Genomic DNA, 21,486 nt, shown 5'->3' with positions numbered 1-21,486 from the left:
CCGCCCGGCGGCGCATAGGCTGGCCGGATGCAGGACGAGTACCGCACCGTCGCGCGCGCGGGTGTGCACGAGACCGAGATCAACCGCTCCCGCTTCCTGTGCGCCCTCGCCCCGGCGGCCACCGAGCAGGAGGCGCAGGACTTCATCGCCGCCGTCCGCAAGGAGCACGCCGGCGCCACCCACAACTGCTGGGCCTACGTCATCGGCGCCGACGCCTCGACCCAGAAGGCCAGTGACGACGGCGAGCCCGGCGGTACCGCCGGCGTCCCCATGCTCCAGATGCTCCTGCGCCGTGACATGCGGTACGTCGTCGCCGTCGTCACCCGCTACTACGGCGGCGTCAAGCTCGGCGCGGGCGGCCTCATCCGCGCCTACGGCGGCGTCGTCGGCGAGGCGCTGGACACGGTCGGCACCCGCACCCGGCGCCGCTTCCGGCTGGCCACGGTGACCGTCGACCACCAGCGGGCCGGCAAGGTGCAGAACGACCTGCGCGCCACCGGGCGCGAGGTGCGCGAGGTGCACTACGGCGAGGAGGTCACGATCGGGATCGGCCTCCCGGACGCCGACGTGCCCGCCTTCCGCGCCTGGCTCGCCGACGCGACCGCGGGAACGGCCGGTCTCGAACTCGGCGGGGAGGCGTACGGGGACGTGTGACCGGCCCCCCAATAGATCTCTTCCGGTCGATAACGGGCGAATACGGACCGGGTCATGACGGAGCGATACGGGAGTAACCGCCCGTGCTGTCGGACCCGCCGGTTACGCTGCGGCCATCATGAGACTGCTGCACACTTCCGACTGGCACCTCGGCCGGTCCTTCCACCGGGTCGGCATGCTCGATGCCCAGGCCGGGTTCATCGGCCACCTCGTCACCACCGTGCGCGAGCGCGACGTGGACGCGGTGGTCGTGTCGGGAGACGTGTACGACCGCGCGGTGCCGCCGCTCGCCGCGGTCGAACTGTTCGACGAGGCTCTGCACCGCCTCGCCGCCCTCGGCGTGCCCACGGTCATGATCTCCGGGAACCACGACTCGGCCCGCCGCCTGGGCGTCGGCGCCGGGCTCATCGAGCGGGCCGGCATCCATCTGCGGACCGAACCGTCCGCGTGCGGCACCCCCGTGGTGCTGTCCGACGCGCACGGGAACGTCGCCTTCTACGGGCTGCCCTATCTCGAACCCGCCCTCGTGAGGGACGAGTTCGCGGTGGAGAAGGCCGGCCACGAGGAGGTGCTCGCCGCAGCCATGGAACGCGTCCGCGCCGATCTCGCCGGCCGCGCGCCCGGCACCCGCTCCGTGGTCCTCGCCCACGCCTTCGTCACCGGCGGTGAACCCAGCGACAGCGAGCGGGACATCACCGTCGGCGGGGTGGCCGCCGTGCCCGCCGGGGTGTTCGACGGCGTCGACTACGCGGCGCTCGGCCATCTGCACGGCTGCCAGACCATCACCGACCGCGTCCGCTACTCCGGCTCCCCGCTGCCGTACTCCTTCTCGGAGGCCGCCCACCGCAAGACCATGTGGCTCGTCGACCTGGCCGCCGACGGAGCCGTCACCGCGGAGCGCGTCGACTGCCCGGTGCCGCGCGCGCTGGCCCGGATCCGGGGCACCCTGGAGGACCTGCTCGCCGACCCCGCGCTGGCGCGCCACGAGGAGGCGTGGGTGGAGGCGACGCTCACCGACCCGGTCCGCCCCGCCGACCCCATGGCCCGGCTCACCGAGCGCTTCCCGCACACCCTCAGCCTCGTCTTCGACCCGGCCCGCACCACGGACGACCCCGACGTCTCCTACGCCCGCCGCCTCGCCGGCCGCGACGACCGGCAGATCGCCGAGGACTTCGTGACCCACGTGCGCGGCACCGGCCCCGACGCGCGCGAACGGGCCGTCCTGCGCGACGCCTTCGACGCCGTCCGGGCGGACGACGCGGTGCGGGAGGTGGCGCGATGAGGCTGCACCGGCTGGACATCACCGCCTTCGGGCCCTTCGGGAGCACCCAGAGCGTCGACTTCGACGACCTGTCCGCCGCGGGGCTCTTCCTGCTGCACGGTCCCACCGGCGCCGGCAAGACCTCCGTCCTGGACGCCGTCTGCTACGCGCTGTACGGCTCCGTCCCCGGGGCCCGGCAGAGCGGCCAGGGCACGGCGCTGCGCAGCGACCACGCCGCCCCGGCCACCCGGACCTCGGTCACGCTCGAGCTCACCGTCGCCGGACGCCGCCTGGAGATCACCCGTCAGCCGCCCTGGGAACGCCCCAAGAAGCGCGGCACGGGCACCACCCTGGACAAGGCCCAGACCTGGCTGCGGGAACGCGACGCCGTCTCGGGCGCCTGGAAGGACCTCAGCCGTTCCCACCAGGAGATCGGCGAGGAGATCACCCAGCTTCTCGGGATGAGCCGGGAGCAGTTCTGCCAGGTCGTGCTGCTGCCCCAGGGCGACTTCGCCCGCTTCCTGCGCGCCGACGCCGAGGCCCGCGGCAAGCTGCTGGGCCGCCTCTTCGACACGCGCCGCTTCGCCGACGTGGAGAAGCGCCTCGCCGAACGCCGGCGGGCCACCGAGTCCCGGGTGCGCGACGGCGACGCCGACCTGCTGGCCGACGCCCACCGGATGCAGCAGGCCGCGGGCGGGACCATGGAACTGCCCGGGCTGACGCCCGGCGAACCGGGACTGGCCGAGGCCGTGCTGGCCGCGGCCGCCGTCGCCCGCAGCACCGCGCGGGAACAGCTCGCCGCCGCCCACTGCCGCCTCGCCGCCGCCGAGTCCGCCCTGGCCGACGCCGGCCGGGCCCTGGACGGGGAACGCGAACGGGACCGGCTGCAACGGCGGTTCGCCGAGGCGCGGGAGCGGGCGGCGCGGCTCGAGGAGGAGGCCGGCGCCCACCAGCGGGCGCAGACCCGCATGGAGCGGGCGCGCAAGGCCGAGACCGTCGCCCCCGCGCTGGAACTGCGGGACTCGGCCGAGACCGAGCACCGGCGGGCGGCCGCGGCCGAGCTGCGCGCGCGAGCCCTGCTCCCGGCGTCCCTGGCGGACGCGGGAGCGGCCGGACTCGCGGTCGCCGCCCGCAGGGCCGCCGAGGAACTGGGCGGGCTGGAGTCGGCCCGCCGCGCCGAGCGGCGCCTGACGGATCTCCTCGGCGAGCGCGCCGGCCTGGACCGCCAGGAACGCGCCGACGAGGAGGTCCTCCAGGACGCGGAGTCCTGGCTCGCGGACTGGGAGGAGACCAGGGCCGGTCTGCAGAGCCGCATCGAAGCCGCGCGGCAGGCCGCGACCCGGGCCGGTGAACTGGCCGTGCAGCGCGACCCCGCGCGGCAGCGGCTGAACGCCGCGCGGCTGCGGGACCGGCTCGCCGAGGACATGGAAACGGCCGCCGAGCAGGCCCGAGCCGCCCGGGAGCGCGCGCTCACGGCCAGGCAGCAGTGGCTCGATCTCAAGGAACAGCGGCTGAACGGCATCGCCGCCGAGCTGGCCGCCGGTCTCACCGACGGCGCACCCTGCGCGGTCTGCGGCGCGACCGAGCACCCCGCCCCCGCCCGCAAGGTCGACGGGCACGTCGACCGCGAGACGGAGGAACGCGCCCTCGCCGACTACCAGGGCGCGGACGACCGCCACGCGGAGGCCGAGCAGCGGCTCGGCGTCGTACGGGAGGCACTGGCCGCCGCGAGCGCCGAGGCCGGGGACGGCGCCACCGAACAACTCTCCCGCGCGGTCGACGAGCTGGAACAGGAACACGCACGGGCGCGGGAGGCCGCCTCCGTGCTGCACTCCGCGCAGGAACAGCTGCGCCGCGCGGAGCACGAGCACGAGCTGCGGGTCGCCGCCCAGCGCGAGGCGGCCGTCCGGGCCGCCTCCCGCGTGGGCCACCGTGAGCGGCTGGACCGGGAACGCGCGAGCCTGGAGGCGGAGTTGGCCCAGGCGCGGGGGGACGCCGCCAGCGTGACCGCGCGCGCCGCGCAGCTGGAACAGAGCGTCGCGCGGCTCACCGACGCCGCCGACACCGCCCGCGCCGCCGAGAACGCGGCCCAGCGGCTCAAGGAGGCCGACGCCCGGCTGGCCGACGCCGCCTTCCGTGCGGGCTTCGACACCCCGCAGGCCGCCGCCGACGCCCTCCTCGACGACGCCGCCCATCGTGCGCTGCAACGGCGCCTGGACGCCCGGCAGCAGGAGGAGGCGGCCGTACGGGCCGTCCTCGCCGAGCCGGAGACCGCGGCCGCCGCACAGCGGCCGCCCGCCGACCTCGCCTCCGCGCGGCGGACCGCCGAGGAAGCCGGCCGCAGGGCGCGCGAGGCGGCCTCCGCCCATGACGCCGCCGTCCGGCGCTGCGCCGAGCTCGACCGGCTCTCCGCGCGGGCCGCCGCCTCGGTACGCCGGCTGGGACCGCTGCGCGAGGAGTACGACCGAGTGGCCCGCATGGCCGGTCTCGCGGCCGGCACCTCGGCGGACAACGAGCGACGGATGCGCCTGGAGTCGTACGTCCTCGCCGCCCGGCTGGAGCAGGTCGCCGCCGCCGCGACCGTGCGACTGCACCGCATGTCGTCCGGGCGCTACACCCTCGTCCACTCCGACGACCGCACCGGCCGCGGCCGCAGCGGCCTCGGGCTGCACGTCGTCGACGCCTGGACCGGGCGGGAGCGCGACACCGCGACCCTCTCGGGCGGCGAGACCTTCTTCGCCTCGCTCGCCCTCGCGCTGGGCCTCGCCGACGTCGTCACGGACGAGGCCGGCGGGGTCCGGCTGGACACCCTCTTCATCGACGAGGGCTTCGGCAGCCTCGACGACCAGACCCTCGACGAGGTCCTGGACGTCCTGGACTCCCTGCGCGAACGCGACCGCAGCGTGGGCATCGTCAGCCACGTGGCCGATCTTCGCCGGCGGATACACGCCCAACTGGAGGTCGTGAAGGGCCGCTCGGGTTCGCAGCTGCGGCAGCGCGGGACGCGATAGGGGTGGTTCACCGCCCCAGCGGGCGGCGCGGCAGGGGCGAGGAGTACACGACGCTGGTGGTCACCGAGCCGAGCGTGCCGATCCGGCCCGACACCTCCTCCAGGTGCCGCATCGAACGGGCGGCGACCTTGATGACGAAGCAGTCGTCGCCCGTCACATGGTGTGCCTCCAGGATCTCGGGCGTCGCGGCGACGAGGTCGTGGAACGGCTTGTAGTTGCCGGTCGGATAGCGCAGCCGTACGAAGGCCAGGATCGGCAGCCCGATCCGCTCCGGGTCCACCACCGCCGCATAGCCCCGGATGACGCCGGCCTCCTCCATCCGGCGCACCCGCTCGGTGACCGCACTGGCGGACATCGAGACGGCACGGGCGAGTTCGGCGAAACTGGCCCGTCCCTCGCGCTGGAGGACGTCGAGAATGCGCCAGTCCGTGGCGTCCGGTGAATACGTGGTCATTCCCGAGAAGTAGCAGGCGATCCCCCGGCCGATCAAGACGAAGGCCGGGGATCTCCCCTTCAGGGCCGGACGTCGCGCCCGTAGTTTCTCTCCCATGACCACCACCGTGAACCCCGTCCTGCGTGTCGCCCCCGCCTCCCCGGCCGAGGCCGCCGCCCACTTCCGCGCGAGCCTCGCCCTCCACGCCGACGTCTCCGACGTGGCCGCCGCGCTCGCGGCGGACGCCGACCCCGGCTTCGTCCTGCTGGACTCCCGCTCCACCGAGGCCTGGGACCAGGGCCACGTCCCGGGCGCGGTGCACCTTCCCACCGCGCTCGTTCCCGAGCGGGCCGCGCGGCTCCTGGATCCTTCGGTGCCGGTCGTGACGTACTGCTGGGGCCCCGGCTGCGACGGCGCCGCCCGCGCCGCGCTCGCCCTCGCCGAACTCGGCTACCGGGTCAAGGAGATGCTCGGCGGCTTCGAGTACTGGGTGCGTGAGGGGCTGGAGTTCGAGACCCGGTGGGGCCGCGAGCGCCGAGCCCCCGACCCGCTGACCGCACCCGTGGGCGCCGACCACTGCGGATGCTGAACCCCCGGGCCAGGCAAGGGAGTCGACCCGGTAGGTTCTGCGTCATGGTGCGATACGCGGAGCCTGGCACGGCCGAGTGGGTGGAGTCGGGCGGCGGGCCGCTCATCGCGGTGCCGGAGACGGTGCTGCCGTTCTGGACGGGTGCCGACGGCGAGGAGACGGCGTCGGACTACGACCGGGCCTGCGAGGTGGACGGGCTCGTCGGGCTCCTCCCGGTCGGCGACGCGGCGGCCCTCGTCCTGGGCGGCGAACCCGCCGCCACCGCCTTCCTCCCCGAGCACGGCACCTTCGTCCGCTGGGTCGCCGGACACGCGGAGGCGGAGCTGCCGGCGAGCGTCCCGGCGGCGCTGCACACCGCCCGGTGGCGGACCGAGGTGCACTGGAAGGTGCCGGGTACGGTCGTGCTGTTCGACGCGGCCTGGCCCGGCGCCCGCTCCACGGGCACCGACCACGTGCGTCTGACCCTCACCCCCGGCCGCTACGCGGTCCGCGCCGCGCGGGTGCGGCCGGGCCCCGAGACCTGGCTGGTCCTCGTACAGCTCGGACCGCTGCCCTGAACCGTGCCGGACCGTTCCCCGGCGTGGTGACCGGCCGACCCGCGTCGCGCGACCGGAGCGCTCCCTCCGCCTCACGGGCGGTGCGGGCCGTGAGGCGGCGCGGCCCGGACGGACAGGGGCCGTCCCCGCGATGACGCGCGGCGTGCCGGCAGGGCCGACCCACCATATCCGTGTGCGCCGGACCGGCACCTGCCCCATGATGGGTGATCATGCCCAGGCTTCCGCACCCCGCCCCCGAAGCGCTTCGCCGTGACCCCCTGCCGCTGCGCGGCCGCACCGCGCTGGTCACCGGGGCCAGCAGACGCGGCGGCATCGGACACGCCGTGGCACGGCGGCTCGCCGCCTACGGAGCCAGTGTCTACCTGCACCACCATGTGCCGCACGACGCCGCCATGCCCTGGGGCGCCGACCGGATCGAGGACGTGACCGCCTCCGTGCGCGAGGCCCTCGGCGACCCGGACGCGACGGTGCTCGCCGGCCCGGGCGACCTCGCCGACCCCGCGGCACCCGCGGAGCTGCACGCCCGCGCGGCCGAGGCGCTCGGCGGACGGCTCGACGTCCTCGTCGCCAACCACGCCCTCAGCGGCTCCGACGGCGACCTCGACACGATCGACGCCGCCATGCTCGACGCGCACTGGGCCGTCGATGCACGCTCGGTGCTGCTGCTGATCCAGGCCCACGCCCGGCACCGCGCCGCCCTGCCGCCCCGCACCCCGGGCGGGCGCGTGGTGATGATGACCTCGGGGCAGGACATCGCCGGCGGCATGCCCGGCGAGATCGCCTACGCCCTCCAGAAGGGCGCGCTCGCCTCCGTCACCCGCTCCCTGTCGACCGCGCTGGCCGGGCACGCGGTCACCGTGAACACCGTCAATCCCGGCCCGGTGGACACCGATTACCTGAGCGGTGAGACCTACGACGCGATCGCCGCCCTCTTCCCCGCCGGCCGCTGGGGTATGCCCGACGACCCCGCCCGCCTCATCGCGTGGCTGGCCACGGACGAGGCGGACTGGATCACCGGTCAGGTCATCGACTCGGAGGGCGGCTTCCGGCGCTGACCGCGGCTCACAGGGCCGACAGTTCGTCCACCAGGTCGTCCAGCCCCAGCGACCCCTGGGACAGCGCGGCCATGTGCCAGGCCTTGAGGTCGAAGGCGTCGCCGTGCCGCTTGCGCGCGTTCTCCCGGCCCAGCAGCCACGCCCGCTCACCGAGCTTGTAGCCGATCGCCTGGCCCGGGATCGTCAGATAGCGGGTCAGCTCGCTCTCCACGAAGTCCGCCGGGCGGCTGCTGTGCGCCCCGAAGAACTCCTCGGCCAGCTCCGGCGTCCACCGCTCACCCGGGTGGAACGGCGAGTCCGCCGGGATCCGAAGCTCCAGGTGCATGCCGATGTCGACGACGACCCGGGCCGCCCGCATCATCTGCGCGTCCAGGTAGCCCAGCCGCTCCTCGGCGTCCGTGAGGAACCCGAGTTCGTCCATCAGCCGTTCCGCGTACAGCGCCCAGCCCTCGGCGTTGGCGCTCACCATGCCCACCGAGGCCTGGTAGCGGGAGAGGTCCTCGGCCACGTGCACCCACTGCGCCAGCTGGAGGTGATGCCCGGGGACGCCCTCGTGGTACCAGGTCGAGACCAGGTCGTAGACGGGGAAGCGGGTCAGCCCCATCGTGGGCAGCCAGGTGCAGCCCGGCCGGGAGAAGTCCTCCGACGGGGGCGTGTAGTACGGTGCCGCCGCGCTGCCGGCGGGCGCGATCCGCGACTCCACCCGGCGTACCCGCTCGGCGAGGTCGAAGTGCGTGCCGTCCAGGGCCTCGACGGCCCGGTCCATCACGCCCTGCAGCCACGCGCGGACCTCGTCGACGCCCTCGATGTGCCGGCCGTGCTCGTCGAGGTGCGCCAGCGCCACCCACGGCGTCGCGGCGCCGGGGAGGATCTTCTCGGCCTCCTTCCTCATCTCGCCGAGCAGCAGGTGGTACTCGGACCAGCCGTACGCGTACGCCTCGTCCAGATCCAGGTCCGTGCCGTTGTAGTAGCGGGACCAGCGGGCGTAGCGCTCGCGGCCCACCGTGTTCGGCGCGCCCTCGATCGCCGGCGCGTACACGTCGCGCATCCAGTCCCGCAGGTCCACGACGGCCGCGGTGGCCGCGCGGGCGCCCTCGTCCAGCTCGGTGCGCAGCGCGTCCGGTCCCGAGGCCGCGAAGTCCTCGAACCAGCCGCGGCCCCCGCCCGTGTCCGCCCATTCGGTGAGCTGTCCGATGAACGTCTCCGTCGGGCGGGGCGCCGCGTGCAGCCTGCGCTCGAGGCCCAGCGCGAGGGATTCCCGGTAGCCCGCCAGCGCGGCCGGGAACGCGCGCAACCGCTCGGCGATCGCCGCCCAGTCCTCCTCCGTCACGGCCGGCGTCACGGTGAACACCTCGCGCACCGAGTGGGCGACCGTGCCCAGGTTGCCGACCTCGCGCAGCCCCTCGCCGGCCTCGTGCACGGCCAGGTGCGCGGTGAGCCGTTCGCGGAGCAGGCGCGCACAGCGGCGCTCGACGTCGCTGTCCGCGCCGGGCAGCCGCTCGGCCTCGTCGAGCCGTGCGAGGGTCGCCCGCTGGAGCTCGGCGACGGCTTCCTGACCGGCGGGCGAGAGGTCGGGCAGCCGGGAGGAGCTCTCCTTCACGCCGAGGAACGTCCCGGTGACCGGATCGAGGGCGATGAGCTCGTCGACGTAGGCGTCGGCGACCTGACGGGGGAGCGCGTTGTTGGTCTGTGACATGCGGACCATCCTGGTACGCGGCCCGCCGCGCGTCACCCGGATTGAGCCGAGGGCGAAGACGGCAGCAGCGGCCCGCAGTCCCACTGCTGGAAGATCAGCCGCGTCTCCACCCGCGCCACCTCGCGCCGGGACGTGAACTCGTCGAGCACCAGCCGCTGGAGGTCCGTCATGTCGGCGACCGCGACATGCACCAGATAGTCGTCGGGACCGGTCAGATGGAACACGGTCAGTGACTCCGGCAGGGCCCTGATCCGCTCCACGAACGGCCCCACGAGCTCCCGCCGGTGCGGTCTGACCTGCACCGACAGCAGTGCCTGCAGGCCCCGGCCCAGTTTGGCCGGGTCCAGTTTCAGCCGGTGCCCGAGGATCACGCCGGAGCGGCGCAGCCGGGTCACCCGGTCCAGGCAGGTCGACGGTGCGACCCCGACCTGTGCGGCGAGGTCCCGGTACGTCGTCCGGGCGTCGTTCTGCAGCAGCCGCAGCAGATGGAGGTCCACCGGATCCAGTACGACAGATTCGGCCACCGGCCGAACGTAGCACGGGAAGCGACCCATAGTCCCCGGTCGGTGTTCAACCTTCCGTACATGGACCTGGGCATGGACACGCGACGCACCACCCGAGCACTCGCCACCGAGGCCGTGCACGCCGGCCGGGACGACCTCGCCGGACTCGGACTGCACGCCCCGCCGATCGACCTGTCCACCACCTACCCCTCGTACGACAGCCGCGCGGAGGCCGCCCGCATCGACGCCTTCGCCACCACCGGAGCCGAACCGGACGGCCCGCCCGTCTACGGGCGGCTCGGCAACCCCACCGTCGCCCGCTTCGAGACCGCCCTCGCGCGGCTGGAGGGCACCGAGTCGGCGGTCGCGTTCGCCAGCGGCATGGCCGCGCTCAGCGCCGTGCTCCTGGTCCGCGGCTCGATGGGACTGCGGCACGTCGTCGCGGTGCGCCCGCTGTACGGGTGCAGTGACCATCTGCTGACCGCCGGGCTGCTCGGCTCCGAGGTGACCTGGACCGACCCGGCCGGGGTCGCCGACGCGCTGCGCCCCGACACGGGTCTGGTGCTGGTGGAGTCCCCGGCCAACCCCACGCTCGCCGAGATCGACCTGCGGGCCGTCGCCCACGCCTGCGGCTCCGTGCCGCTGCTCGTCGACAACACCTTCGCCACGCCGGTCCTGCAGCGTCCGGCCGAGCAGGGGGCCCGGCTGGTGCTGCACAGCGCCACCAAGTACCTCGGCGGTCACGGGGACGTACTGGCGGGCGTGGTGGCCTGCGACGAGGAGTTCGCCGGGCGGCTGCGCCAGGTGCGGTTCGCCACCGGCGGGGTGCTGCATCCGCTGGCCGGCTACCTGCTGCTGCGGGGACTGTCGACCCTGCCGGTACGGGTGCGGGCCGCGTCCGCGAACGCCGCGGAACTCGTCGCCCGGCTCGCCGCCGACCCCCGCGTGGCCCGGGTGCACTACCCCGCCATCGGCGGGGCCATGGTCTCCTTCGAGGTGCACGGCGACCCGCACGAGGTGATCGCCGGCGTGCGGCTGATCACCCCGGCGGTGAGCCTCGGCAGCGTGGACTCGCTCATCCAGCACCCGGCGTCCATCAGCCACCGCATCGTCGACGCCGACGACCGCAGGGACGCCGGGGTCAGCGACCGGCTGCTGCGGCTCTCGGTCGGCCTGGAGGACGTCGAGGACCTGTGGGCCGACCTGGACTCGGCCCTGGGGGAGCGGGCCGGGACGCCCGCCCGCCGGGAGGAACTGGCCCGGGGCTGAGGCCCACCGGCCACACGGGGAAGGGCCCGGCGACTCCCGCCGGGCCCTTCCCCGTCGCCGGACACGGTGACCTAGGCCCGGCCGATGTGCTCGCCGAACTGCCGTACGCGGTGGGCCGGTACGGCGTCCAGACGGGCCGTGACGACCAGGGTGCCCTCCTCCACCTGGTAGTCGAGCGGCAGGCCCAGACCGCGCATGGCGGCGACCATGCCGGTGTTGGACGCCTGGGTCACGGCGTACACCTGGGCGCAGCCCGCCTCGGCCGCCATCGCCACCAGCCGGGTGAGCAGCCGGGCGCCGACCCCCCGGCGCTGCCACGCGTCCTCCACGATCAGCGCGAGCTCGGTCTCGTCCCCGTCCCACAGCAGGTGGCCGAGGGCGACGACGCGGCCCGAGGCGGTCTGCGCGGCGAGCGTCCGCCCGAAGCGCGGGCTCAGCAGATGGTTCAGGTAGCGGTCCGCGTCGCCGACCGGCCCGTGATAGCGCATGCGCAGGGTCTCGGCGGAGCACCGTTCGTGCATCGCCCGCGCGGCGGCCAGGTCACCGGTGTCCGCCCGGCGCACGGAGATGTCGCTGCCCTCCGGCAACGTGAGCACGTCACGGCCGCGCGGGATCCGCGGGCCCAGCCGGGCGTCCAGTTCCACCAGTGCCCGGGCCCGGGCGAACTCGGTGGGCGTGAACGGCAGATGCGGCCGCTCGACGGTGAGGACCCCGCCCTCCGGGTCGCGCAGCCGGATCACGGTCTCCTCCAGGGAGCCCTCCGCCGGCACGGTCACGGCCCCGGCCCGTCCGAAGAGCGGCGCGGCGGGCTGGGAGCGGATCGTGCACCGGCCCAGCAACTGGCGCAGGGCCAGCGGAAGTTCCGCGGCGTCCGTGGCGGTGCGGGCGGCCAGCCCCAGGACCCGGGTGGGTGCGTCCACCAGGTCGTGGGCGTCGGCCCGCTCGGTCCAGGTGTCCGAGCCCCCGGCGAGCGACACCGCGCCGGTGAGATCCGTTCCCGCCGGCGCCCGCAGCAGGAACTCGTCGACGGTGTCCTCGCCCAGCGGGTGCGTCTGCAGGCTCAGGATGTCGACCCGCCGCTCGGCCAGCGCCGTGCACACCGCGGCCAGCGCGCCCGGTTCGTCCTTCACCGTCGTCCGCATCCGCCACAGCACGCTCTCCCCGGCCGCGGCGGAGGGCGGCGGGGCGTCGCCGGTATCGTGTGCCGGCGGTGCGTGGCCGTGGCGGCGTACCCGCCATGCGCGGTACGCCGCCGTGCACCGCGCGGCGAGTCCCGCCGGGTTCCACCGGCGGTGTGCGGGACCTCCGTGCCGGGTGCTCATCGCGTCAGACATGTCTCGACTCATACAGCCACTGTGAAGGAATCGTGTTTCGTGATCACGAACGCACTGTGACTGATGGGTAAAGGCGTACTTCTGTCCTGTTTGCTGCGTTACTGACCGACGAGGCCCGGCTGGAGCGTCTTCGTGAACAGCACGGTGCCGTCCTGCTCCCGCATCCGCACCGTCAACTCGCCGCTGTCCCCGTCGATGTCGACCTCGCCGAAGAACTGGTGGCCGCCGGCGGGCGAGACGTTCGAAGCGGTCGGTGCCTTCACCCACACCCGCTCCGGGCCGAAGGTGGCGTCGAGCGCGACGGCCGGGAAGGCGCCCGCGTTGAGCGGGCCGGAGACGAACTCCCAGAACGGCTCGAAGTCGCCGAACGCGGCACGCGCGGGCTGGTAGTGCTGGGCCGAGGTGTGGTGCACATCCGCCGTCAGCCACACCGTGCCGGTGATCCGCCGGTGCTTGACGAACCGCAGCAGCTCCGCGATCTGCAGCTCCCGCCCCAGTGGCGCCCCCGGGTCGCCCTGGGCGACCGCCTCGACGTTCTTCCGCCCCTCGGTGGTGTCCGGCACGACCAGGCCGATCGGCATGTCGGCCGCGATCACCTTCCACACGGCCCGCGACCGCGCCAGTTCCCGCTTGAGCCAGTCCAGTTGCTCCCGCCCGAGGATGCCCTGGGGGTCCACGGTCTGGTCACCGGAGGAGTTGGCGCCCCGGTACGTCCGCATGTCCAGCACGAACACGTCCAGCAGCGGGCCCTGCCGCAGAACGCGGTACACCCGGCCCTCCCGGGCACCCGGCCGCAGCGTCGACATCGGGAAGTACTCACCGAACGCGCGCCGCGCCCTGGCCGCCAGGACGTCGACGCTCTTCTCCGTGTAGCGGGTGTCGGTGTCCGCGATCCGCTGGCCGGGATACCAGTTGTTGCGCACCTCGTGGTCGTCCCACTGCACGATGGACGGCACCCGGGCGTTGAACCGACGCAGGTTCTCGTCGAGCAGGTTGTAGCGGAAGTTGCCCCGGAACTCGGCGAGGGTCTCGGCGACCTTGGACTTCTCCTCGGTCGTGATGTTCCGCCAGGTGCCGCCGTCCGGGAGGGCGGCGGTCGCGGCGATGGGCCCGTCGGCGTAGACGGTGTCGCCGCTGAACAGGAAGAAGTCCGGGTCGAGCCGCGCCATGGCGTCGAAGATGCGGTAGCCGCCGAGGTCGGGGTTGATGCCCCAGCCCTGCCCGGCCAGATCGCCGGACCACAGGAAGCGCACTCCGTCCCGCCGCCGGGCCGGCACCGTGCGGAAGGTGCCGGTCACCGGTTCACCGGTGCGGCGCGGGTCGTCGGGGTCGGTGAGCAGCACCCGGTAGTGGATCTGCTCGCCCGGAGGCAGCCCGCGCAACCGGGTGGTGCCGGTGAAGTCGGTGCCCGGGCCGAGCAGCGGACCACGCCATCTGCGCGGGTGCCGGAACGACTCGGTCGCGGACGTCTCGACGATCATCCGGGCCGGACGGTCGGACCGCACCCACACCAGTCCGGAGTCACGGGTCACGTCACCGGTCTGCACGCCCCAGCCGGCCTCAGGCCGTCCGGAGCGGGCGAAGGCGGGCGCCGTGCCGAGCGCGGCGGGCAGGGTCAGGGCCGCCGAGGCCGCGAGCGAGCCGCGCAGAACGGCGCGACGGCCGGGGAACGGGCGGTGTGACATGGAGGCGCCTCCAGGGACGGGATCCGGCCGGTGTGCGCTGCCACAACTACTCGGGCGGCGCGGCTCGCACGCGAACCCCAAGTGAACAACTGATCGCGCCCGCGCGGGGGGAGGGGACGGACGGCGCGCCGCATCCGACCCCGGCGGCGGCCTCCGGCCGTCGGCCGCCCCTTCGAAGGATCCGCGCGTACGTGCCGCGAGCGGAGACGACGGGCAGTGTCACCGGGCGCAGGAGGCGCGCCCACGCCCTTCCACCGGCACCGGGCGGTCGAGCGCGCCGTCGCGGGCGAGGTGCGCCGCCCCGGCCCGTGCCGTTCAGCGGCTGCCGTCCAGGATGACGCGGGCGACCAGCGCGGGGTCGTCGTTCATCGGGACGTGGCCGCAGCCGGGCAGCCGGACCAGCCGCGCTCCGGGGATGGTCCGCTTGGCGCGCACTCCCTGGCGGGGGACGAGCAGCCGGTCCCGCGCGCCCCAGGCGACGGTCACGGGGATGCCGGGCACGTCGTCGGTGAACCGTACGGCGGCGCCCGCGCGGAGGGTCTCGGTGAAGCCGGTGGCCCGGGCGAGCGCGAGCGTCTCGGCGACGACGGCCTCCGGGGAACGGCGCCCGGGGCGGGCGTAGATGGCGCTCGTCAGCGCCGCCCGGCCGGCCGCGGAACGGGAGAGGCGCTCGACGAGCGGCAGCGGCATCCGCTCGGCGGTCCGCCGCATGCCGAGCAGCACGGCGAAGGCGTACCGCCGCTCCGCCTGCGTCCAGAAGCCCGCGGGGGAGAGGGCGGTGACGGACCGGACGCGCCGCTCGCGGCCGAGCTCCAGGGCCAGCAGACCGCCGAGCGAGTTGCCCGCGACGTGCGGCCGGTCCAGTTCCAGCGCCTCGCACAGGGCGCCGAGGGCGGCGTTCATGGTGGGCAGGTCGTGGACGAGGCCGTCGGGCAGCGAGGGGGAGGCGCCGAATCCGGGCAGGTCCACGGCGATCACCTCGCGCTCGGTCGCCAGGATGTCCACCACCGGGTCCCAGGCCTGGCGGTGATGACCGATGCCGTGCAGCAGGACCAGCGGTTCGCCGCGTCCCACGCGCGCGTGGGACAGGGTCACGGTCTGCGGGCCGAGGGGAGAGGGGACCTCGAAGGAGACGGTCGCGGGCATGGGGGTGCTCCTCGTCTGGGACTCGCGGAAACGGACGCCGCCCGGCGTCGTAGACAGCTTGTCAGCAATTGCTACCGACGGGTAGCCCCTTGTTCCCGGGCCGGGGCCCCGCGGCCCGGGACGCGGCGGTGCCTGGACACGACCGCGCGGGTCGGCTGGGATGGTGGCGTGACCACCGACACCCCGACCGACGTCTTCGAAGAGCACCGCCCCGTTCTCCTCGGCGTCGCCTACCGGATGCTGGGCCGGGTGGCCGACGCGGAGGACGTGGTTCAGGACGCGTGGCTGCGCTGGTCGGGCGGCGACCGGTCCGCGGTGCGCGAGCCGCGCGGCTACCTGGTGCGCGTCACCACCCGTCTCGCCATCGACCGGCTGCGCCAGATCAAGGCGCGCGGCGAGACCTACGTGGGCCCCTGGCTGCCCGAGCCGTACGCCACGGACTTCGGCGACACCGCCCCGGACACCGTCGAGCAGGCCGTGCTCGCCGACTCCGTCTCCCTCGCCGTCCTCGTCGTCATGGAGTCCCTGTCACCGCTGGAGCGCGCGGTCTTCGTGCTGCGGGAGGCGTTCGGCTACCCGTACGCCGACATCGCGGCCATGCTCGACCGCGGCGAACCGGCCGTACGCCAGCTCGCCGGACGCGCCCGCAAGCACGTCGAGGAGCGGCGCCCGCGCTACGACGTCGACCCCGCCCGGCGGCGCGACCTCACGGAGCGATTCCTCGCCGCGGCGGCCGGCGGGGACATGGCGGGGCTGATCGAACTGCTCGCACCGGACGTGCGTCTCGTCGGGGACAGCGGCGGCAAGTCGCGCGCCCCGCTGCGGGTCCTGGAGAGCGCCGACCACGTGGCGCGTTTCCTCGTCGGGGTGGTCGGCAAGGGGGTGCCGGACGCGGCCGTGCGCTTCCTGGAGCTCAACGGGGGCCCCGCGGTGCTCGTCCTGTCCGGCGGCAAGCCCGATTCCGTCTTCCAGCTCGACGTCGCCGACGGGCGCGTCCAGGCGGTGTACGTCATCCGCAACCCCGACAAGCTCCGCTCGCTCCCCGTGGTGCGGTAGCGACCCCCCCGCTCCGCTCCGAGGCCCCCGCCCCTCCGCCCCGAGGCCCCCGTCGCGCCGTGACGGGGGCCTCCTCGTCGTGCCGATTGGTATTGACCAAGGGTGAGGGCCGCCTTATCGTCGCAGACAAGTGAAACAACCTTTAATAAACAAGGGCGCTAAAACGCGACCGGACTCGGCGATCGTGGAGGACAGGGTGGGGACCACGCAGCTGGAAACGGTGCCGGAACCGAAGTACTGGCATCTCAGGACCGTGCTCAGCGAGGCGCTGGACTCGGAGTTCTCGGTGGGCGAGATCCTGCCCAACGAGCGCGATCTCGCCGCCCGCTTCGGTGTCGCCCGTGCCACGCTCCGGCAGGCCCTGGAACAGCTCGAACTGGAAGGCAGACTGCAGCGCCGCCGCGGGGTGGGCACCACCGTCGCCCCGCCGCGCATGGGCGTCGCCGTCGGCACCGCGCGGCACGCCTGGCCGGGCGGGCCGCTCGACGCCTGGCAGACGCTCGACTGCGCCCTCGAGGTGCCGCCCGCCGCCGTCGCCGAGGCCCTGGTCACCGGCCGCGACGAGCCCGTGCACATCGTGCGCCGCTCCCGCGTCTCCCACGGCCAGCCCGTCGCCGCGGAGTTGCTGTACGTCCCGGCCGACTCGGTGCCCGACCTGTCCGGCATCGACGCCCCCTCCGGCGCGGCACGCGCGCGTGCCGTGCTGCGGGAACTGCAGCGCCTGGAGCTGGAGCGCCAGGAGAACGCCGTGGAGCTCGGTTCCGCCCGCGCGGACGACGCCCGGGAACTGGACCGTCTGCCGGGCGCGCCCGTCCTCGTCGTCACCACGCGTTTCATCGCCCGCGGACGCACCGCGGCGCTCTCCGTGGCCACGTACCGGGCGGACACCTGCCGGCTGACGTTCGGCGACTCCGGCGGCGTGGAGATCCACCACGGGCCGGAGCGCCAGGCCTCCTGACAACGCGTCGCGCGCCCCGGCTGTGCCGCCCGGGTCCCTTTCACGGACCGTCGGCGCGGCGCCGGCGCGCGTACGGCGGGCCCACGGACCGGGACGGCGGGCGGCGGTCGACGCGCGGAGCGCCTGCCCCGGACGGCGCGGCGCCGCTAGCGGCGTGCCGTCACCGTGCCCTCCACCGCGAACAGTTGCTCCTCCACATGGTCGAGAGCGAGCCGTACGGCGCCGGTGGCGACCGCCGCCTCGCCCAGCAGGGACAGGGCGACCCTCGGCGGGCGCAGGCAGTAGCGGGCCAGCTCCCCGCGCAGCGGTTCCAGCACGCCGTCCAGGCCGGCCGCCCAGCCGCCGATCACGACCAGCTCCGGGTCGAGGGCCAGCACCAGCGCCGCCACGTCGTGGACCAGCCGGTGGATGAAACGGTCCATGGCCGCGAGCGCCCGCTGGTCGCCCTGCCGGGCCTGGGCGAAGACCTCCGCGACCGCCTGCTCGTCGAGCGGGTGCAACGGCTCGTCCGTGGTGGACAGCAGCGCCTCCGGGGTCGCCTCCCGGCCCAGCAGGTGCAGCGCCCCGATCTCCCCGGCCGCCCCGCCGTACCCCCGGTGCAGCCGTCCGCCGATCAGTGATCCGGCGCCCGGGCTCAGCCCGGCCAGCACGAACACCACGTCGTCGGTCTCCTTGGCGACACCCTTCCAGTGCTCGGCGACGACAGCCGCGTTGGCGTCGTTCTCCACCAGTACCGGACACCTGAAGGACCGGCTCAGCCGCTCGCCGAGCCCCAGTCCGGTCCAGCCGGGCAGCGCCGTGCCCAGCCGCACCGTGCCGTCCGCCTCGACGATCCCGGGGGTGCCCACGCCGACGGCCCGCAGGGAGCCGCGCGGGACACCGGCCCGGCGCAGCAGCTCCGCGACGGCCGCGCGGATCCGCTCCAGGCGCTCGTCGGCGTCGACCGTCTCGTCGACGTCCCTCACCTGGGCGCCGATCACCCGGCCGTCCAGGTCGGCCAGCAGCGCGGCCACCCGGTGCACGCCGATCTCCAGGCCGAGCAGATGCCCGGCCTCCGCCCGGAACCGGAACCGCCGCGCCGGCCGTCCCTGCCGCCGCGCCGCGCCCTCCTCGGCCGCCGTCTCCACGACGAGGCCCGCCTCGATGAGCCCCTCCACGACGCCTTCGACGGTCGGCCGGGACAGCCCCGTGACCCGGGTGACCTCGGTCAGCGTCGCGCAGTCCGTGGCCCGCAACGCGTGCAGCACCACCGCGGAGTTGATCCTTCGCAGCAGCGAGGGGTCCCCGCCGGTCAGCCGACCCACCGTCCGTCCTCCCAGCTCGTGCGCGTGTTGGGCGGATCGTACTCGGCGCCGTGGACCCGGGCGACCTCAGGGCGGGGGCCCCGGGCGCACCGTGCCGGCGCGGATCAGCCCGGCGCCACGAAGCCCGACTCGTAGGCCGCGATCACCGCCTGGGTCCGGTCGCGCGCCCCGAGCTTCGCCAGGACGGCGCTCACATGGGTCTTCACGGTCTCCGTCCCCACCACGAGCCGGGCGGCGATCTCCGCGTTGGTCAGGCCCCGCGCCATCAGCCGCAGCACCTCCCCCTCCCGCTCGGTCAGCCGCGCCCGCTCCAGCACGGCCCGCGCGGCACGGTTGCCTCCGTCGTCTCCGTACTCGGCCGCGAGCCGGCGCACCGAGGCGGGGAACAGCAGCGACTCGCCCTCGGCCACCAGCCGTACCGCGTGCACGATCTCCGCGGGCCGCGCACGCTTCAGCAGGAACCCGTCGGCCCCCGCGCGCAGCGCCCCGTACACGTACTCGTCGTTCTCGAACGTCGTCACCACGAGGATCTTCGGCGGCGCCCCGACCGTCCGCAGCAGCGCGCGCGTCGCCTCGATCCCGTCCAGCAGCGGCATGCGCACGTCCATGGCGACCACGTCGGGCCGCAACCGCCGCACCAGCGGGATCACCGCCGCGCCGTCGGCGGCCTCGCCGACGACCTCGATGTCCGGCTGCGCCTCCAACACGGCCCGCAGACCCGCGCGTACGAGAGGCTCGTCGTCGACGAGCAGGACGGTCACCGGCATCCGGCCAGCGTAGATCAGCCCAGCGGCAGTTCGGCGCGCACCCGCCAGTCGCCCTCGTCGGGACCCGTCCACGCCCGGCCGCCCAGCAGCGCGGCACGCTCGCGTATGCCGCGCAGTCCGCTTCCGCGCCCCGGGCCGGGCAGGCCGTCCGTGAGCGGGTTGCGGATCTCCAGCAGCAGCGTCGCGCCGGCCACGCCGACCCGGACCCGCACGGGGACACCCCCCGCGTGCCGCAGCGCGTTGGTCAGCGACTCCTGCAGGATGCGGTAGCCCTCGCGGGACACCGGGCCCGGCACGGTGTCCAGGGCGCCGCTCACCTCGGCGTCCACCGTCGCCCCGGAGGCCCGCGCGGACTCCAGCAGACGGCCGGCGTCCACGAGCGTCGGACGGCCGCCGACGGGCTTGTCGGGCTCGCGCAGGATGCCCAGGACCCGCTCCAGGTCCTCCAGCGCCGCCCGGCCGGTCTCCTCGATGGCGTCGAGCGCCCGGTCGGTGAAGGCGGGATCGCCCGCGGCGCGCGCGGCACCCGCCTGAACCACGGCCACGGTGAGGGCGTGGCCGATCGAGTCGTGCAACTCACGTGCGATGCGGTTGCGTTCGAGGAGCCGGTCGGTGCGCGCCTCGAGCGCGGCCAGGCGCTCGGCCGGGGAGGGACCGAGCAGCCGCCGGGCGAGGGCGGTGACCAGTTCCCCCGCCAGGACGACCACCGCGCCGAGGACGAGCAACGGGACCGGCACCAGCAGCGCATGCCACCAGTGCTGTCCGGGCACCCGCACGAACGTCGCGGGGTCCGCCCCGCCCCCGCGCGCCGTGTTCGCCAGGTCCACGGCGAGCATGGGGAGATGAACGGTCAGGAACGCGACGGCGCCGCCGAGGAACAGCCGGCACTCCAGCCAGACCACGGTCCGCCCGCGATCGGCCCACGTGGACGACGGCGCCGGCACGATCTCCGCGTCCCGCGCGTCGTACCGCCGCCCCAGCAGCAGCGCGGTGGCCTGCACCCCCTCCACCGTGCGCATCGCCGGCACGAGTCCGGCGAGCGCGAGCAGCACCGCGGCCAGGTACATCCGGGTGTGGTCGATGAGGTACCACATGACCGGCCACGCGACGGCGATGAACAGATGCAGCCACCGCGTGTACGTCACCGCCCGCCGGAACGGGCGCAGCAGGCGAACCATTCCGTCATCGTGCCAGCGCCCACCGGCAGCCCGCCTCCCCCGCACGGGGGAGGAGATCTCCCCGGCCGGGGGAGGACCGGGGCCCCGCCCGGCGGCCAGGCTGTGCCGCATGACCAGCATCGACGTGCAGGACCTCACCAAGGAGTACGGCACCCGGCGAGCCGTGGACCACCTCACCTTCCGCGTCCTCCCCGGCCGCGTCACGGGCTTCCTCGGCCCCAACGGCGCCGGCAAGTCCACCACCATGCGCCTGGTGCTCGGCCTCGACCACCCCACGTCCGGCTCCGCCACCGTCGCGGGCCGGGACTACGCCACCCTCCCCGAACCCCTGCGCGAGGTGGGCGCCCTGCTCGACGCGCACGCCGCGCACGGCTCCCGCACCGGCCGCGACCATCTGCGCGTCCTCGCCGCGAGCCACCGGATCCCGGACCGCCGGGTCGACAAGGTGCTGGAGGAGACAGGACTGGGGCCGGCCGGGCGCCGCCGGGTGCGGACCTACTCGCTGGGCATGCGCCAGCGGCTGGGCATCGCCGCCGCGCTGCTCGGCGACCCGCGGGTGATCATGCTCGACGAGCCCTCCAACGGCCTCGACCCGGAAGGCATCGTGTGGATCCGCACCCTGCTGCGCCGGCTCGCGGACGAGGGACGGACCGTCCTGGTCTCCAGCCATCTCATGAACGAGACCGCCTCCTTCGCCGACCACCTCGTGGTCCTCGGACGCGGCCGGCTGCTGGCCGACACCCCGATGCGGGAGTTCATCGACGCCCGCGTGCGCCCCGCGGTCCGCATCCGCACCTCCGACCCCGCCGTCCTCGTCAGCGCCCTCGCCGCGCACGGTCACGACGCCGTGGAACACCCGGACGGCCACTGGACCGTGGCGGACGCGCGCGTGGACGACATCGGACGCCTCGCCTCCGCCGCCGGGGTGCCGATCCTCGAACTCGCGGCGGACGAGGGCACGCTGGAACAGGCCTATCTGGACCTGACCGCCACCGAGACCGAGTTCGCCGCGCAGCCCCAGGAGGCCTGA

The 21,486-nt window shown here is 74.8% G+C and carries 19 protein-coding genes; 10 read left to right on the top strand and 9 right to left on the bottom strand.

Going from position 1 to position 21,486, the window contains the following annotated elements:
• The first annotated feature begins 27 nt into the window (after positions 1-27).
• The 3 genes from F1615_RS20615 (at position 28) to F1615_RS20605 (ending at position 4,926) form a co-directional block, all read left to right on the top strand.
• Entirely contained in the window at positions 28-654 is a 627-nt protein-coding gene (locus F1615_RS20615; protein ID WP_149550498.1) for a YigZ family protein, read from the top strand.
• 118 nt (positions 655-772) lie between these two features.
• The gene (locus F1615_RS20610) at positions 773-1,936 is read left to right on the top strand and encodes an exonuclease SbcCD subunit D (RefSeq protein ID WP_149550497.1); all 1,164 of its coding nucleotides are present in this window, start codon (positions 773-775) and stop codon (positions 1,934-1,936) included.
• Positions 1,933-4,926, top strand: a complete 2,994-nt coding sequence (locus F1615_RS20605; protein ID WP_149550496.1) for an AAA family ATPase — start codon at positions 1,933-1,935, stop codon at positions 4,924-4,926. Before F1615_RS20610 ends, F1615_RS20605 begins: the two co-directional genes overlap by 4 nt.
• Before the next feature lie 7 nt (positions 4,927-4,933).
• On the opposite strand, the gene F1615_RS20600 is transcribed toward F1615_RS20605, so the two are convergent.
• Positions 4,934-5,380: an Lrp/AsnC family transcriptional regulator gene (locus tag F1615_RS20600; RefSeq protein WP_149550495.1), complete on the bottom strand. Its 447-nt coding sequence runs from the start codon at positions 5,378-5,380 to the stop codon at positions 4,934-4,936.
• A 94-nt stretch (positions 5,381-5,474) separates the two neighbouring features.
• Between F1615_RS20600 and F1615_RS20595 the strand changes: the two genes are divergently transcribed.
• From F1615_RS20595 to F1615_RS20585, 3 genes are all read left to right on the top strand, one after another.
• Positions 5,475-5,948: a rhodanese-like domain-containing protein gene (locus F1615_RS20595; protein ID WP_149550494.1), complete on the top strand. Its 474-nt coding sequence runs from the start codon at positions 5,475-5,477 to the stop codon at positions 5,946-5,948.
• A gap of 44 nt (positions 5,949-5,992) precedes the next feature.
• Positions 5,993-6,505 (top strand): immunity 21 family protein, encoded by a 513-nt coding sequence (locus tag F1615_RS20590; protein ID WP_149550493.1) that lies wholly within the window; start codon positions 5,993-5,995, stop codon positions 6,503-6,505.
• 209 nt (positions 6,506-6,714) lie between these two features.
• On the top strand, positions 6,715-7,560 hold the full coding sequence (locus F1615_RS20585) for an SDR family oxidoreductase (RefSeq protein WP_149550492.1): 846 nt from the start codon (positions 6,715-6,717) through the stop codon (positions 7,558-7,560).
• Between the two features lie 7 nt (positions 7,561-7,567).
• On the opposite strand, the gene F1615_RS20580 is transcribed toward F1615_RS20585, so the two are convergent.
• Positions 7,568-9,256 (bottom strand): DUF885 domain-containing protein, encoded by a 1,689-nt coding sequence (locus F1615_RS20580; protein ID WP_149550491.1) that lies wholly within the window; start codon positions 9,254-9,256, stop codon positions 7,568-7,570.
• 32 nt (positions 9,257-9,288) lie between these two features.
• Positions 9,289-9,780 (bottom strand): Lrp/AsnC family transcriptional regulator, encoded by a 492-nt coding sequence (locus tag F1615_RS20575; protein ID WP_149550490.1) that lies wholly within the window; start codon positions 9,778-9,780, stop codon positions 9,289-9,291.
• Between the two features lie 72 nt (positions 9,781-9,852).
• Here F1615_RS20575 and F1615_RS20570 point away from each other — a divergent pair, with 72 nt between their 5' ends.
• On the top strand, positions 9,853-11,028 hold the full coding sequence (locus tag F1615_RS20570) for a trans-sulfuration enzyme family protein (RefSeq protein ID WP_244328801.1): 1,176 nt from the start codon (positions 9,853-9,855) through the stop codon (positions 11,026-11,028).
• Between the two features lie 71 nt (positions 11,029-11,099).
• Here F1615_RS20570 and F1615_RS20565 read toward each other — a convergent pair whose 3' ends face one another.
• The 3 genes from F1615_RS20565 to F1615_RS20555 form a co-directional block, all read right to left on the bottom strand.
• Complete coding sequence (locus tag F1615_RS20565) at positions 11,100-12,362, bottom strand: GNAT family N-acetyltransferase (protein ID WP_149550489.1); 1,263 nt, start codon at positions 12,360-12,362, stop codon at positions 11,100-11,102.
• Positions 12,363-12,460: 98 nt separating this feature from the next.
• Positions 12,461-14,047, bottom strand: a complete 1,587-nt coding sequence (locus F1615_RS20560; protein WP_149550488.1) for an alkaline phosphatase D family protein — start codon at positions 14,045-14,047, stop codon at positions 12,461-12,463.
• Between the two features lie 315 nt (positions 14,048-14,362).
• Entirely contained in the window at positions 14,363-15,193 is an 831-nt protein-coding gene (locus tag F1615_RS20555) for an alpha/beta fold hydrolase (RefSeq protein WP_149550487.1), read from the bottom strand.
• A 168-nt stretch (positions 15,194-15,361) separates the two neighbouring features.
• On the opposite strand from F1615_RS20555, the gene F1615_RS20550 reads away from it, so the two are divergent.
• On the top strand, positions 15,362-16,249 hold the full coding sequence (locus F1615_RS20550) for an RNA polymerase sigma-70 factor (protein WP_149550486.1): 888 nt from the start codon (positions 15,362-15,364) through the stop codon (positions 16,247-16,249).
• Between the two features lie 196 nt (positions 16,250-16,445).
• Entirely contained in the window at positions 16,446-17,207 is a 762-nt protein-coding gene (locus F1615_RS20545; protein ID WP_149550485.1) for a GntR family transcriptional regulator, read from the top strand.
• Positions 17,208-17,353: 146 nt separating this feature from the next.
• Here the strand turns inward: F1615_RS20545 and F1615_RS20540 are convergent, their stop codons facing one another.
• The 3 genes from F1615_RS20540 to F1615_RS20530 form a co-directional block, all read right to left on the bottom strand.
• Positions 17,354-18,511 (bottom strand): ROK family transcriptional regulator, encoded by a 1,158-nt coding sequence (locus F1615_RS20540; RefSeq protein ID WP_149550484.1) that lies wholly within the window; start codon positions 18,509-18,511, stop codon positions 17,354-17,356.
• A gap of 104 nt (positions 18,512-18,615) precedes the next feature.
• On the bottom strand, positions 18,616-19,278 hold the full coding sequence (locus F1615_RS20535; RefSeq protein ID WP_149550483.1) for a response regulator transcription factor: 663 nt from the start codon (positions 19,276-19,278) through the stop codon (positions 18,616-18,618).
• A 14-nt stretch (positions 19,279-19,292) separates the two neighbouring features.
• Positions 19,293-20,456 (bottom strand): sensor histidine kinase, encoded by a 1,164-nt coding sequence (locus F1615_RS20530; RefSeq protein ID WP_149550482.1) that lies wholly within the window; start codon positions 20,454-20,456, stop codon positions 19,293-19,295.
• A 109-nt stretch (positions 20,457-20,565) separates the two neighbouring features.
• On the opposite strand from F1615_RS20530, the gene F1615_RS20525 reads away from it, so the two are divergent.
• Positions 20,566-21,486 carry an ABC transporter ATP-binding protein gene (locus F1615_RS20525; protein WP_149550481.1) on the top strand — a complete coding sequence of 307 codons (921 nt, stop codon included), beginning with the start codon at positions 20,566-20,568 and terminating at the stop codon, positions 21,484-21,486.

This window comes from Streptomyces marokkonensis, assembly GCF_008312835.1.
GTDB lineage: Bacteria > Actinomycetota > Actinomycetes > Streptomycetales > Streptomycetaceae > Streptomyces > Streptomyces marokkonensis_A.
This window is presented reverse-complemented; position numbering and strand designations above follow the sequence as displayed.

What these genes read in the sequence shown, in the direction of transcription:
- F1615_RS20615 (WP_149550498.1), top strand. Translation starts at nt 28, where the DNA reads ATGCAGGACGAGTACCGCACCGTCGCGCGCGCGGGTGTGCACGAGACC.
- F1615_RS20610 (WP_149550497.1), top strand. Translation starts at nt 773, where the DNA reads ATGAGACTGCTGCACACTTCCGACTGGCACCTCGGCCGGTCCTTCCAC.
- F1615_RS20605 (WP_149550496.1), top strand. Translation starts at nt 1,933, where the DNA reads ATGAGGCTGCACCGGCTGGACATCACCGCCTTCGGGCCCTTCGGGAGC.
- F1615_RS20600 (WP_149550495.1), bottom strand. Translation starts at nt 5,380, where the DNA reads ATGACCACGTATTCACCGGACGCCACGGACTGGCGCATTCTCGACGTC.
- F1615_RS20595 (WP_149550494.1), top strand. Translation starts at nt 5,475, where the DNA reads ATGACCACCACCGTGAACCCCGTCCTGCGTGTCGCCCCCGCCTCCCCG.
- F1615_RS20590 (WP_149550493.1), top strand. Translation starts at nt 5,993, where the DNA reads ATGGTGCGATACGCGGAGCCTGGCACGGCCGAGTGGGTGGAGTCGGGC.
- F1615_RS20585 (WP_149550492.1), top strand. Translation starts at nt 6,715, where the DNA reads ATGCCCAGGCTTCCGCACCCCGCCCCCGAAGCGCTTCGCCGTGACCCC.
- F1615_RS20580 (WP_149550491.1), bottom strand. Translation starts at nt 9,256, where the DNA reads ATGTCACAGACCAACAACGCGCTCCCCCGTCAGGTCGCCGACGCCTAC.
- F1615_RS20570 (WP_244328801.1), top strand. Translation starts at nt 9,853, where the DNA reads ATGGACACGCGACGCACCACCCGAGCACTCGCCACCGAGGCCGTGCAC.
- F1615_RS20565 (WP_149550489.1), bottom strand. Translation starts at nt 12,362, where the DNA reads ATGTCTGACGCGATGAGCACCCGGCACGGAGGTCCCGCACACCGCCGG.
- F1615_RS20560 (WP_149550488.1), bottom strand. Translation starts at nt 14,047, where the DNA reads ATGTCACACCGCCCGTTCCCCGGCCGTCGCGCCGTTCTGCGCGGCTCG.
- F1615_RS20555 (WP_149550487.1), bottom strand. Translation starts at nt 15,193, where the DNA reads ATGCCCGCGACCGTCTCCTTCGAGGTCCCCTCTCCCCTCGGCCCGCAG.
- F1615_RS20535 (WP_149550483.1), bottom strand. Translation starts at nt 19,278, where the DNA reads ATGCCGGTGACCGTCCTGCTCGTCGACGACGAGCCTCTCGTACGCGCG.
- F1615_RS20530 (WP_149550482.1), bottom strand. Translation starts at nt 20,456, where the DNA reads ATGGTTCGCCTGCTGCGCCCGTTCCGGCGGGCGGTGACGTACACGCGG.
- F1615_RS20525 (WP_149550481.1), top strand. Translation starts at nt 20,566, where the DNA reads ATGACCAGCATCGACGTGCAGGACCTCACCAAGGAGTACGGCACCCGG.